Origin of the sequence: Kitasatospora sp. NBC_00315 (assembly GCF_041435095.1) — a bacterium.
Classification (GTDB): domain Bacteria; phylum Actinomycetota; class Actinomycetes; order Streptomycetales; family Streptomycetaceae; genus Kitasatospora.
On sequence record NZ_CP108025.1, the window covers coordinates 461,356 to 474,062 of the forward strand.

Annotated in this window: 11 protein-coding genes; 7 read left to right on the top strand and 4 right to left on the bottom strand. The window is 71.7% G+C overall.

The features are described from left to right. Positions 1-768: 768 nt before the first annotated feature. From OG823_RS01900 to OG823_RS01920, 5 genes are all read left to right on the top strand, one after another. The gene (locus OG823_RS01900; protein ID WP_371476846.1) at positions 769-2,337 is read left to right on the top strand and encodes a ricin-type beta-trefoil lectin domain protein; all 1,569 of its coding nucleotides are present in this window, start codon (positions 769-771) and stop codon (positions 2,335-2,337) included. Positions 2,338-2,508: 171 nt separating this feature from the next. After that, on the top strand, positions 2,509-3,906 hold the full coding sequence (locus OG823_RS01905) for a ricin-type beta-trefoil lectin domain protein (protein WP_371476848.1): 1,398 nt from the start codon (positions 2,509-2,511) through the stop codon (positions 3,904-3,906). 295 nt (positions 3,907-4,201) lie between these two features. Continuing rightward, positions 4,202-6,145: an RICIN domain-containing protein gene (locus tag OG823_RS01910; RefSeq protein WP_371476850.1), complete on the top strand. Its 1,944-nt coding sequence runs from the start codon at positions 4,202-4,204 to the stop codon at positions 6,143-6,145. A gap of 486 nt (positions 6,146-6,631) precedes the next feature. Next, positions 6,632-7,192 (top strand): RICIN domain-containing protein, encoded by a 561-nt coding sequence (locus OG823_RS01915; protein WP_371476852.1) that lies wholly within the window; start codon positions 6,632-6,634, stop codon positions 7,190-7,192. A gap of 410 nt (positions 7,193-7,602) precedes the next feature. Then, complete coding sequence (locus OG823_RS01920; RefSeq protein ID WP_371476853.1) at positions 7,603-8,223, top strand: L-threonylcarbamoyladenylate synthase; 621 nt, start codon at positions 7,603-7,605, stop codon at positions 8,221-8,223. Positions 8,224-8,383: 160 nt separating this feature from the next. Here the strand turns inward: OG823_RS01920 and OG823_RS01925 are convergent, their stop codons facing one another. Next, a complete protein-coding gene (locus OG823_RS01925) occupies positions 8,384-9,406 on the bottom strand; it encodes a YihY/virulence factor BrkB family protein (RefSeq protein ID WP_371476855.1) in 1,023 nt (340 codons plus the stop codon). A 71-nt stretch (positions 9,407-9,477) separates the two neighbouring features. Beyond that, a complete protein-coding gene (locus OG823_RS01930; protein WP_371476857.1) occupies positions 9,478-9,918 on the bottom strand; it encodes an SsgA family sporulation/cell division regulator in 441 nt (146 codons plus the stop codon). Between the two features lie 249 nt (positions 9,919-10,167). Here OG823_RS01930 and OG823_RS01935 point away from each other — a divergent pair, with 249 nt between their 5' ends. Continuing rightward, positions 10,168-10,533, top strand: a complete 366-nt coding sequence (locus OG823_RS01935; protein ID WP_371476859.1) for a PRC-barrel domain containing protein — start codon at positions 10,168-10,170, stop codon at positions 10,531-10,533. 139 nt (positions 10,534-10,672) lie between these two features. On the opposite strand, the gene OG823_RS01940 is transcribed toward OG823_RS01935, so the two are convergent. Then, on the bottom strand, positions 10,673-10,939 hold the full coding sequence (locus OG823_RS01940; RefSeq protein ID WP_371476860.1) for a DUF4235 domain-containing protein: 267 nt from the start codon (positions 10,937-10,939) through the stop codon (positions 10,673-10,675). Then, on the bottom strand, positions 10,936-11,253 hold the full coding sequence (locus OG823_RS01945) for a hypothetical protein (protein ID WP_371476861.1): 318 nt from the start codon (positions 11,251-11,253) through the stop codon (positions 10,936-10,938). The genes OG823_RS01940 and OG823_RS01945 overlap by 4 nt, the downstream gene beginning before the upstream one ends. A gap of 245 nt (positions 11,254-11,498) precedes the next feature. Between OG823_RS01945 and OG823_RS01950 the strand changes: the two genes are divergently transcribed. Continuing rightward, positions 11,499-12,698, top strand: coding sequence for an aromatic acid exporter family protein (locus OG823_RS01950; RefSeq protein ID WP_371476863.1), 1,200 nt, complete (start codon positions 11,499-11,501; stop codon positions 12,696-12,698). The last annotated feature ends 9 nt before the right edge of the window (positions 12,699-12,707 follow it).

The following is a 12,707-nucleotide window of genomic DNA, read 5'->3' on the forward strand; positions in this document are numbered from 1 at the left end:
CGGTGGTCGAGCCCGCGTTCGACGGATCACCGTCGAGCCAGAAGTCCGCCCGGGAGAGCGGGAGTTGACCGGCGAAGGCACCCCGGACCGCCCCGGACCGGCTCGCCGCGAGGCGCCGCGAACGGGAGGCACGGCCGTCCCGCCGCCGATGCGTCCGCACTCCACAGAAGCCCGACGGGGGGCGGTCGACGCGAACCGCCGCGGAGACCTCCGGCGCCCTCGTCGAAGCCCCACGAGTGCGCGGTGGCACCGGAGTCCGGCCCTCGGCCATCCGCCCGACCGGCCACCGAACGGGTCGCGGGCAGGTAAAAGTTGCGGAAAGAACCGGCCGATCGAGCGCCGGGCAACGCCTCTGGTCTGGGCCTTTGAGAGCGCTCTCTCATTTGCAGTTATGTGTGAATTTGTTTCGTGCGTTTGACGCTTGACGCTTATTCGAACAGGACACCACACTGTCCGTCAGCTTCCCCGGATGGCACGTGCTGCCCGTTCGCCATGAGCGGGCACCCCTCGTGCCGCCCACCCCAGACGAAGGAGGCAGTGTCAACCTGCTTGCGCCCAGGCACCCTTGCCCGGGATTCACAGCAGCGACCTGTCGATCCACCCCGGGGCGCGACGCGTCCGAAGGCCCTGTCGGCCGGCGGACCACCCGCGGTCGCAAGGACTGCAGACAGCTGCCGTTGTCCCCACTCCCGGGCTCTTGTCATGCCCCTGCCATCCCCCACATGCAGAGGACGAACCATGAGAACACTTCATCGAAGGTGGCTGGCCGTGACTGCCGCGGCCGGCCTGATGCTCACCTTCCAGGCGGCGGCGCAGGCGGCGTCCGGCCCCCAGGGCGCCGCCCCGGCCCTGGAGACGACGAGCACACCGGCTTCCTGTGCCCAGCCGCTGCACCCGGGCAGCCCCGTCTGCTTCACGCTGATCCGCACGGACGTGCACGCCGTGCACGAGAACGCGCTCACCCCCATGGCGACCCCCTCCGGGTACGGCCCCTCGGACCTGCGCAGCGCGTACAACATCGCGTCCGCCGCCGCGTCGAACGGCGGCGGGGCGACGGTGGCCGTCACGGAGCTGGCCGACGACCCCAACCTCGAGGCGGATCTGGCCACCTACCGGTCGCAGTACGGCCTGCCCGCCTGCACGACCGCCAACGGCTGCTTCCGCAAGGTCAACGGCAGCGGCCAGCAGGGCAACTACCCCGGAGCGGACTCCGGTTGGGGGACCGAGGCGTCGCTGGACATCGACATGATCTCGGCGGTCTGCCCGCTGTGCCACATCCTGGTCGTGGAGTCCGGGGACCTGGACGCGGCACAGAACACCGCGGTCTCGCTCGGCGCGCACTTCATCTCCAACAGCTGGGGCACCGGCGACCGAGCGAGCAACGCGGACGCCTACTACAACCACGCGGGCGTGGTGGAGGTCGCCAGCTCCGGTGACGGCGGCTACGGGGTGAGCTTCCCGGCCACCTCCCGATACGTGATCGCGGCCGGCGGAACCTCGCTGAGGAAGAACTCCGGTACCGGGCGAGGCTGGTCGGAGACGGCATGGTCCGGCGCCGGCGCCGGCTGCTCGTCGTACGAACCCAAGCCTTCCTGGCAGAAGGACACCGGCTGCGGCGGACGCAGCGTCTCCGACGTCTCCGCGGTCGCCGACCCCGGCACCGGGGTCGCGGTCTACGACACCTACGGCGCGGGCGGCTGGTTCGTGGTCGGCGGCACCAGCGCCTCCTCCCCGATCATCGCCTCGATCTACGCCCTGGCCGGCGCACCCGCCGACCCGGCGGCCTCGGTCCTGTACGCCCACGCCGGAAGCCTCAACGACATCACGTCAGGCTCGGACGGCTCGTGCAGCCCGTCCTACCTCTGCACCTCTGGCCCGGGCTACGACGGCCCGACCGGTCTGGGAACGCCCAACGGCCTGGGCGGCTTCACCGGAGCCGGCAGCGGTTCGTCCGGCGGGACCGGTCCGGTGACGTCGGGCGTCGCGGGCAAGTGCCTGGACGACTTCGCCGGAGCGAGTGCGAACGGCACCAAGGCCGACCTGTGGGACTGCAACGGCACCCCGGCCCAGCAGTGGGCCCACAGCGGCAACACCCTGCGGACCAACGGCAAGTGCCTGGACATCACCAACAACGCCACCACGAACGGCTCCCTGGCCGAACTGTGGGACTGCAACGGCGGCGCCAACCAGACCTGGCAGACCGGCGCCAACGGCAGCCTCGTCAACCCCGCCTCCGGCCGCTGCCTCGACGACCCCGGCTTCGCCACCGCCAACGGCACCCAGCTCGACATCTGGGACTGCAACGGCGGCGCCAACCAACGCTGGAACCTGCCCTAACAGCTCCCACCGGCCGGGGAGCGCAGACCTCATCCCGCTCCCCGGCACCGCACCGCCTCACGACCCGCGGTGCCTCCGCGCGCCGCGACCTCCTGCCCGGGAGTGACGGCCGGCCGTTCGGCCTGGCCACCCCACCCCACCCCACCCCCGTTCCTCCCGAGGAGAACCCCCTTGTTCAACCGGTTGAAGTCTCTCTCCGGGCTGTCGGCGATCGCGACGCTCGCCGCCACCGGCGCTGTCGGCCTGATGGCAGCCACCCCCGCGTCCGCCTCCTCCCCCAACCCCTGGCCCGCGCACGTCTTCGCACCCTTCGCGGACACCTGGTCGGGAAACATCACGCTCAGCGGCGTGGCGAACGCCTACGGCACGAAGTTCTTCACGATCGCGTTCGCCGACGGCGCGAACTGCCGGTGGTCGATCGGACAGCAGGCGAGCCTCCAGTCGCAGATCGACAGCCTGCGCGCCCAGGGCGGCGACGTCTCGCTCTCCTTCGGCGGCTACGGCTCCGACAACGCGCTCACCGAACTGGGCGACTCCTGCTCGTCCCCGCAGGCCGCGGCGGCGCAGATCGAGTCGGCTGTCACCACGTTCAACCTCTCCCACATCGACTTCGACATCGAGGCCAACTCGCTGACCAACCAGGCCGGCATCGACCGCCGCAACAAGGCGCTGGCCCAGGTCCGCTCCTGGGCCGCCGGGGCGGGCCGGCAGCTCGCGGTCTCCGTCACGCTCCCGGCCACACCGGGCGGTCTCGGCAGCCCCGAGATGAACGTGCTGAACAACGGCCGGTCCAACGGCTTCACCCCGGACGTCGTCAACCTCATGACGATGGACTACGCCACAGCCGGCACCGAGATGGGCGACGCGTCGAACCGGGCCCTGGACGCGAGCGCCTCCCAGGTGGCACAGGCGTTCGGAATCTCCACGGCGGCCGCCTACGCCAGGCTCGGCAACACCCCGATGATCGGCCAGAACGACAGCGCCGGTGAGGTCTTCACCCTCGCCGACGCCGCGAAGGTCGAGTCCTACGCCGCGTCCAAGGGCATCGCCCTGCTGTCGTACTGGTCGCAGAACCGCGACAACGGTGGCTGCGCCGGCTCGACCGCGGCGTCGGGTACGTGCAGCGGAGTGAGCCAGAACACCGGAGACTTCGCCCGGACCTTCCAGCCCTTCACCTCGGGGACCGGCGGGACCGGTCCGGTGACCTCGGGCGTCGCGGGCAAGTGCCTGGACGACTTCGCCGGAGCGAGTGCGAACGGCACCAAGGCCGACCTGTGGGACTGCAACGGCACCCCGGCCCAGCAGTGGACCATCAGTGGCAACACCCTGCGGACCAACGGCAAGTGCCTGGACATCACCAACAACGCCACCACGAACGGCTCCCTGGCCGAACTGTGGGACTGCAACGGCGGCGCCAACCAGACCTGGCAGACCGGCGCCAACGGCAGCCTCGTCAACCCCGCCTCCGGCCGCTGCCTCGACGACCCCGGCTTCGCCACCGCCAACGGCACCCAGCTCGACATCTGGGACTGCAACGGCGGCGCCAACCAACGCTGGACGCACAGCTGACCGCGGACCGCGACGGGAGAGGGCAAGGTCGACCATGAGGACGACCTGATCGTCTCCACGAACACGGCGGCCGATCCGGCCTCCGGCAGGTGCCTCGACGCCCCCGGCTTCGGCTCCGCCGACGGCACCCGGCTCGACACCCGGGCTCGACATCCGGGCTCGACAGCCGGGATTGCGAGGCGGCGGCAACCAACAGTGGACGCCCTCGCCGGTCCAGGCGGGGCAGGCGCGCCTCCCGTGAGCGCCTACCCCGCACTGTCCACCTCCAACGGCACACCACCAGATCGGCTCCCCCATGAAACGACTGAGATCCCTCGCCGCGGGGTGCGCGACGCTCGCACTCGGCGCCACGGGCCTGCTCGGCGCCCCTGCCGCGCACGCCGCGACCCTGCCCGGTCCCGACGCCGTCTACCAGGCGTGGAACGACAACTTCCTGGTGCAGGCGAACGGTGACACCTACTACACCAACCAACTGAAGAGCAAGGGCACCACCCGGGCCGGCATGTGGATCGCCGCGCTGGACATCCAGGTCGCGCAGGACGTGTACGAGCGCACCCATGCCGCTGCGGACCGGCAGCGTGTCATCGACCTGGTCAACACCTACATCAAGTACGAGGGGACCACCTGGGAGTCCTGGGACGGCTGGAACGACGACATCGCCTGGGACATCACCACCGTCCTGCGCGGATACCAGCAGACCGGCAACACCACCTGGCTGAACGTGGCCATCGACCAGTTCGACAAGACCTACGACAAAGGCTGGACCGGCGACGGAGGCGGCGGGATCTGGGAGAACGACACCTACTACAGCAAGTGCTCACTCAGCAACAACCCGATGGTCAGCATCGCGGCGAACCTCTACCGGATCACCGGTGACGGCGCCTATCTGACGAAGGCCGAGCAGATCTACGACTGGGCTCGAAGCCACCTGGTCGACAGCTCCAGCGGCGTCGTCAACGAGTGCGTGGCGTTCCCCAACGGGAAGGGCGGTGCCACCGTCCTGCAGGCCTCGGACAATGCCTACAACGCCGGATCGTGGATCGAGGCCGCCGACAACCTCTACCGGGTCACCGGAAACACCTCCTACCGCGACGACGCGCAGCGCACCGCCGATCACTTCCTCAACACGGTGCCGATCGTGGCCAACAACCAGACGGCCGGCAGCTCCTACCAGTACTGGCTGTTCAAGGGCATCAGCGACTTCTGCACCGACGCCAACCTGTGCGGTCGTTACGACTCCTGGATGCGGAGCAACGCCGCGCAGGCGTGGAGCGTGCGCAACAGCGCCGATCTCACCTGGAACGACTGGTCCAGGCCCACCAACGACCCCAACCCGGACGCCTTCGAGATGAACGGCATGGTCGGCCTGTTCCAGGTGCTGCCGAACACCGCCGGCTCCCCCTTCTCCGGCGACTACCAGATCAAGAACGCCTCCAGTGGTCTGTCACTCGCCGTCCAGGGTGCCTCCACGGCCAACTCCGCGCCCGTCGTGCAGAACAACGACACCACCGACGGCAGCGCCTCCTGGTCGTTCGTCCCGCAGAGCAACGGCTACTACGAGATCAGGAACACCCACAGCGGCCAGTTGCTCAACGTCACCGCGGCCTCCGGCAAACCCGGCGCCCTGGTCGTGCAGTGGCCGGCCGGCGGCATCGCGAGCGGCAACGACCAGTGGAAGCCGGTCCACAACCCCGACGGCACCTGGTCCTTCTACAACCGCAGCAGCAAGCTCGCCCTCGACAACCCCGGCGCCGGAGCCGCCCGGGGAACCCAGTACGAGCAGTGGGCGCCCAACGACACCGGCGGGCAGCGCTTCACCCTCCTCTCGCGGACCGGGGGCGGTACCCCGTCGAGCGGTTCCGGCCCGGTGAGGTCCGGCCTCGCCGGCAAGTGCCTCGACCTCAACGCCGGCAACCCGGCCAACGGCACCAAGGTGGAGATCTGGTCCTGCAACGGCGGCGCGGCGCAGTCCTGGACCGCTCCGTCCAGCACGCTGCAGATCTCCGGCAAGTGCCTGGACGCCACCGGAACCGGCACCGCCAACGGCACCCTGGTCGGAATCTGGGAGTGCAACGGCGGCGGCAACCAGGTCTGGCAGCCCTACAACGGCGGCTACCGCAACCCCGCCTCCGGCCGCTGCCTGGACGACCCGGCCGCCTCGGGCACCGACGGCACGCAACTGGAGCTGTGGGACTGCAACGGAACCGCCGCACAGATCTGGTCGCTCCCCGGCGCCTGACAGCACCGGAGAGGCGCACGAGGGCGGCGTGCCGCCGGCCCGACCCGAGGGGGCGGGCCGGCGGCACGCCCCTGTACGAGGCTCCGGCGGCGGATCCGGGTGACCGGACGTCCTGCCGCATCACCGTCGGGCCGGTCCGGGCATCGGCGTACCCGACCCCGGCGGCGCCCCGACCGGGTCGCCCGTCGCCCGTCGCCGCATCGACTCATTCCCGTCAGAAGCTGCCAAATACCGCATGATTGCGCTGCCATATGCCGGACAGTGCAACACGACGCCTGAGATGGCGTCAATATCCGTGCAGTCATGTTGAAAACTGTTCAATTTCCGCCTCGCGCCGGCGCTCGCGACACAGCTCCATGGGGGGGTGGCGCCGCGTCGCCCGTGGCGGACGGCCACCACGCCCACGAAGACCCGCATGATGGCCCGAGGCCGGATCTGCGTCGCGCCCGGCCCTGGCCGGCCCCGTGGGTGCCGAAGGGAAACTCCATGGGCGGCACGGTGAACGACTCCCAGTACGTGTGGTCGTCCCTCACGTTCCCGACCACCACGACCATGACCATGGACTACTCCCCGCAGGTGGCGATCGACACCGCCGCCGGCACGGTCGCGCGCGTGGGCGGGCCGTGGGAGAGCCTCACCGCCCGCAACAGCGGCAGGTGCGCCGACGTCGCGAACTACGACTTCTCCCAGGCGTCGCCGCTCATCCAGTGGTCCTGCGGCGCGGGGGCCAACCAGAACTTCTGGTTCAAGGACCTCGGCACCGGCTACGTCCAGATCATGGCGCGGCACAGCGGCAAGTGCCTCGACGTGGCCGACGCGTCGACCGCCGACGGCGCGGCGGTCGTCCAGAACACCTGCACCACCGCGACCTCCCAGCAGTGGAAGGTCCAGAAGATCACCGGCACCACCACGTACATCGGTCTCGTCGCACGGCACAGCGGGAAGTGCCTCGACGTCACCAACCGGTCGACCGCCGACGGTACGACGCTGGAGCAGTGGACCTGCAACAACGGCACCAACCAGCAGTGGCAGCACACCACCGTCTGACGCCCCACCGGCCGGCACGCCCCTCTCCTCCAGCGAGGGCACGGGCGTGCCGGGCTCCGGCCGGTGGTGCCGTCCCCTTCCCCGCGCCCTCGCGGCACGTCCGGGACTCAGCGGATCCGGGCGCGGCGGAACAGCGGGCCGACGAGAGGGGCGGGTTCCCTCGGCGGGCAGCCCACTTCGGACCCGGCTCCGGCCGGTGGTGCCGTCCCCTTCCCCGCGCCCTCGCGGCACGTCCGGGACTCAGCGGATCCGGGCGCGGCGGAACAGCGGGCCGACGAGAGCGGCGGGTTCCCTCGGCGGGCAGCCCACTTCGGACGACGAACGGAGGGCAGCCCACTTCGGACGACGAAGACCGAGGCACGAGCCCGGGATGGTCCGAGAACGCGGGCTTCACCCCGTAAGGTCGACCAATGGCGAAGTACTTCGACGTGCACCCGCAGACCCCCCAGGCCCGCACCATCGGCACCGTGGTCGACAGCATCCGCTCCGGCGCCCTCATCGCGTATCCGACCGACTCCTGTTTCGCCCTGGGCTGCCGCATGGGCAACCACGAGGGCCTCGAACGGATCCGGTCGATCCGGCGTCTCGACGACCGCCACCACTTCACCCTGATGTGCGAGAACTTCGCCCAGCTGGGGCAGTTCGTCCGCATCGACAACGACGTCTTCCGCGCCGTCAAGGCGGCGACGCCGGGCAGCTACACCTTCATCCTCCCCGCCACCAAGGAGGTCCCCCGCCGTCTGATGCACCCGAAGAAGAAGACGGTGGGGGTCAGGATCCCCGACCACGCCGTCACCCGGGCCCTGCTCGCCGAACTCGGCGAGCCGCTGCTCTCCAGCACCCTGCTCCTCCCCGGCGAGGACGCGCCGATGACCCAGGGGTGGGAGATCAAGGAGCGGCTCGACCACGTGCTGGACGCCGTGGTGGACTCCGGCGACTGCGGCACGGAGCCGACGACGGTCGTCGATTTCTCCGACGGCGTGGCGGAGATCGTCCGGCGCGGAGCCGGCGACCCCGCGCGCTTCGAGTGACGGGCTCGTGGCCGGCCGGGTCGGCGCCGGTCGGCTGATCTCCCGGTAGGTCGGCCCGCGCGGGCCCGGCCCGGGCCAGGCCCGCCCGGGCCGCCGTGCGCCGCGCCCGCGCGCCGTCCGGGGCCGGGTGCCGGGGCCGGGTACCGGGTACCGGGTGGGCTCACGGCCGCTGCTCGTCGGGCCACGCTCGGGTGTCCCGCGGCCGGACGTACGGCTCCTCCCCCTCGGGCAGGCCGCCCTCGATGGCGCGCTCACGGGAGAGTTCGGCGTCGAACTCCAGGCCCAGCAGGATGGCGAGGTTGGAGATCCAGAGCCAGACGAGGAAGACGATGACACCGGCCAGGGTGCCGTAGGTCCTGTTGTAGGAGGAGAAGTTCGCGACGTACAGTCCGAACCCGGCGGAGGCCGCCACCCAGAGCGCGACCGCCAGCAGGCTGCCCGGCGAGATCCAGCGGAATCCGCGGCCGCGCACATTGGGTGCGGCCCAGTAGAGCACCGCGATCATCAGCACCACGAGCAGCAGCAGGACCGGCCACTTGGCGATCGACCACACCGTGAGCGCGGTCCGGCCCATCCCCAGGGCGCGGCCGGCCCGGTCCGCGATCGGTCCGGTGAACACCACGATCACCGCGCTCGCCGCCAGCAGCACCATCAGGAGCAGCGTCAGCCCCAGGCGCAGCGGCGTGGTCTTCCACACCGGGCGGCCCTCGCGGATGTCGTAGACCGCGTTGGAGGACCGGATGAAGGCGGCCACGTACCCGGAGGCCGACCAGAGCGCCCCCGCCAGTCCCGCGATCATGAGAACGGTGCCGGTGCCGCCGCTGTGCTGGAGTCGGCCGACGGCGTCGCGCAGGATGTCCCGGGCGGCGCCCGGAGCGAGGTCCCGCAGGTTGTCCAGGAGGGCGTCGGTCGCCGAGTGCCCGATGACGCCGAGCACCGAGACGAGGACGAGCAGCGCGGGGAAGATCGCCAGGACGCTGTAGTAGGTGAGGGCGGCGGCCCGGTCGGGCAGCTCGTCCTCCAGGAACTCCTTCCCGGTGCGGCGCAGCACCGCCCGCCAGGAACTCCGGGGCAGGTCGGTGGGCTCGTCCGGGGCCGCCTCCTCGACGCGTCGGCCCGGGCCGACGCCGTGGGCGCCCGGCCGGTCTCCGGTGGTGTTCCCGCGACTGAACTCTGATGCCATGCCGTCCGTCTGTCCGCGACTCCCGCGGTCAACCGCCCGCCGGAGGGCGAGGACGGCGGCGGGCCGCGCCGTCACCCGGGGTGCTGCTCCTCCGACGATTCGAAGAGGGCCGAGAGGTCGTCGGGGACGGTGAGCCGGGCCGTCTCCGATCCGGCGGCCACCAGCGTGTAGGTCGCCCGCAGGAACGTCCGCAACGCCTCTGTGCTCACCAGGAGCACCGCCACGCCGGGCACGCCCGAGAAGGCCAGCTCCGTCAGAGCGGCGGTCCCCGGGCGGACGAACACATCGCCGGTTCCGCAGGGCCGGTCCAGGCCCACCGTCAGCAGTTCCCGGCCGACGGCCCAGGTGACGCAGCCGTCCTGCGAGGTGCGGTCTTCGGGGGTGGCCGCGTCGAGGAAGTCGAGGCGTACGGCGTAGGGATCGTCGCTGTCGTAGCGCATGAGCATCGTCATGCCGCCGGCCGCCGGGCCGGTGAGGTGAACGGTCGACTCGTGCTCGACGACGGTGCGCATGGAACTCCTCTGTTCGGGCATGTCGGCGCGCGTCTGCCCGCTTCTCGTCACCTCATGCGGGATCTCGCCCGGAGGTGACCCACGAGACCGACCGGGTGGTGCTGCGAGGCGGTTGCGAGTAGGCGTCGGCCGGATGCGCTCCGGTTCCACGCCGCCCGCGCGTGCCCCGGCGAAAGGCGGGCAGCCGGGGGGCGGAGAGCGGGTCGCGCCGGGAGCGGCCCGCGCTCACCTCATCACACGGGAGGCACCATGAGCGGCATCGAGATCTGGGAGTTCCGCAGCACGTCCGGCCACGTCACCGGTACCGACCTGGTCGGCTACCACGTCGAGGCCGCCGACGGCCACATCGGGAGGGTCGACCGACTGTCCAAGGTGACCGGCTCGAAGTACCTGGTGGTGAACACCGGGCCGTGGATCTTCGGCAAGCACGTCCTGCTCCCTGCCGGCACCATCGTGAGGGTCGATCAGGACGGCAGGAAGGTCCACGTGGACCGGACCAAGGACGAGATCAAGGACAGCCCCGAGTACGACATCGACAAGCACGACCCTGCCGACAGCGTCTACCGGAACGCGTACGTCAGCTACTACGGCCCGTACTACGGCGGCCCCGTCTGACCGGACTTCCGCGCGATCGAGCGGGCCGCCACCCACGGGGTGGCGGCCCGTGGGCGCGTGGAGACCGGTGCCGTGGGGCAGGCCCGGGCGGTCGGGAGAGTGCGCGACTTCAGGCGGGCCGAGGTCAGGCGGGCTGAGGTCAGGCGGGCCAGGTGCCGGTGAGGCGGCGGGTGGTGACCGCGCCGCCCCGGGCCACGGCGGCCTTCACGGTGCCGAAGATCGCGCCCTGCAGCGCGGCCGCCACGAGGATCTCCACCCACGTCCGGTACTCGTCGGTGGCGTCCGGCGCGTCGTCGTCGTGGCCGAGCACCTTCCACGCCTGTTTGAAGAGCGCGCCCGCCAGGAACCCGGCGGACGCGCCCAGCACCAGCCCGACCGGCTTGTAGACGATCTTCGCGACCTTCACCGGCGCCCGCCGAGCAGCCCCCGGAGCAGCACCGCGGTGAGGACGGCCGCCACGGCGGCCACCAGCATCGGCGTGCGGTTGACGCGGGCGGCCCGTACGGCCCGGCCTGCCTGTGAGTGCAGCTGCGGCGGGGTGTGCTCGGCAGCGAGGTGCCCGAGGTGCGCCGCCGTCCCGCGGGCCTGCGCGCTCACCTGCCCGGCGCGTTCACGGACGTCCGTCGGGGTGTGGTCCCGGACGGTGTGGACGGCGTGGGCGACCGTGTCGCGCACCGCCTCGGCGGCGTGCACGGCCGCCTCCTGTGCCTCGTTCTTCACGGGTGTCACCTTTCGCTGTGCGGGGGCCGGAGCACAACTGCTCCCCCGGGTCGGGCTGTGACGCATCGCCTCCCCCCGGATCCCGTCGCTCATGCACCCTTCGTGCCCGGGGCACCGACCGGGGCACCGGCCGGGGCACCGGCCGCGCCGGCCCGGTCGATGGTGTTCTCGGCGCGCGTCGGACCGCGATCCGGGTGCTCGCCCCCGGGGACGTGTTCCTGGAGGGCCGGGGTAGGCGTGGGCCCATGGCCACCACCGACCAGCACCGGGACCGACCGCGCTCCTTGTCCGGATGCGTGGGCGAACTGCGGGAGCTCGGGTTGCGCCGGTTCGGCGTGGAGGTGTGGCGCCTCCTCGGCCAGGTGGTGCGGCCGGCGGCCGCCTGCGCGCTGGCCTGGCAGGCGGCGGTGGTACTGCTCCGCGACGGGCAGCAGCCGGTACTGGCGGCGCTCGCCGCCCTGTTGACGGTGCAGTTGACGGTCTACCGCACGCTGCGGCAGGCGGCTGAGCAGATCCTGGGAGTCGTGGCCGGGGTGGGCGTGGCGATGCTGTTCTTCCGCCAGTTCGGCACGCACTGGCTGACGCTGGGGCCCGCGGTGGGGGTCAGCCTGCTGCTGGGGCGGGGCCTACGGCTGGGGAGCCGGGCGGTCGAGGTGCCGACCACGCTGCTCCTGGTGGTCGGTTCGGGATCCTCCTACGGCGCCTCCCGGTTCCTCGACACGCTGATCGGTACCGGCGCGGGCGCCCTGGTGTGTCTGCTGGCCCCGCCCAGCCATCTGGACCGGGCCGCGCGCAGGATCCGGGCTGCGGGGGACGTCCTGGCCTCGGCCGCCGCCGACATCGCGCACGGCACCTCGCAGCAGTGGGACGCCGAGCAGGCCGGTGCCTGGCGCACGGCGACCCACCGGGCCGCCGCCGCGATCGCCCACGCGCGCGAGGCGGTGACGGACGCCAGGGAGGGCACCCGCCTCCACCCGCAGCGGGCCCGGCGCGCCGCACGGGCCCGGCGCCTGGAGGAGTCCCTGCTCTGCCTGGACCACGTGTGCGACCAGATGCAGGCCGTCGCCCGCGGCCTGGTCGACCGCTCCACCGCCGGCCGAGGACTGCCCGACCCCGACGATCTCGAAGACCGCCTCGACCTGAGCGCGTTCTCGGCGCTGACCGAGCACACGGCGGTCTGCCTGCGCCTGTTCGTCACGGTCTCGTGCGAGCGACGCGTCGACCCGGAGCGGACTGCGGAGCTGCGGCAACGGCTGGAGGACGCCGGCGCGCTCGCCGCGGAGGCGTCCCGGACGCTCGTCGGAGCAACACGCACGTCGGCACCGCTGTGGGCGCTGCACGGCTCGCTGTTGGACGAGACCTGCCGGATCCTCACCGAACTCGACCCGGACGGCGGGCCGCACGCCGATGCCTTCGGCGTGCCCGTCAAGGGCACCTCCACCTGACCGTGCCCG

What these genes read in the sequence shown, in the direction of transcription:
- OG823_RS01910 (WP_371476850.1), top strand. Translation starts at nt 4,202, where the DNA reads ATGAAACGACTGAGATCCCTCGCCGCGGGGTGCGCGACGCTCGCACTC.
- OG823_RS01915 (WP_371476852.1), top strand. Translation starts at nt 6,632, where the DNA reads ATGGGCGGCACGGTGAACGACTCCCAGTACGTGTGGTCGTCCCTCACG.
- OG823_RS01920 (WP_371476853.1), top strand. Translation starts at nt 7,603, where the DNA reads ATGGCGAAGTACTTCGACGTGCACCCGCAGACCCCCCAGGCCCGCACC.
- OG823_RS01925 (WP_371476855.1), bottom strand. Translation starts at nt 9,406, where the DNA reads ATGGCATCAGAGTTCAGTCGCGGGAACACCACCGGAGACCGGCCGGGC.
- OG823_RS01930 (WP_371476857.1), bottom strand. Translation starts at nt 9,918, where the DNA reads ATGCGCACCGTCGTCGAGCACGAGTCGACCGTTCACCTCACCGGCCCG.
- OG823_RS01935 (WP_371476859.1), top strand. Translation starts at nt 10,168, where the DNA reads ATGAGCGGCATCGAGATCTGGGAGTTCCGCAGCACGTCCGGCCACGTC.
- OG823_RS01950 (WP_371476863.1), top strand. Translation starts at nt 11,499, where the DNA reads ATGGCCACCACCGACCAGCACCGGGACCGACCGCGCTCCTTGTCCGGA.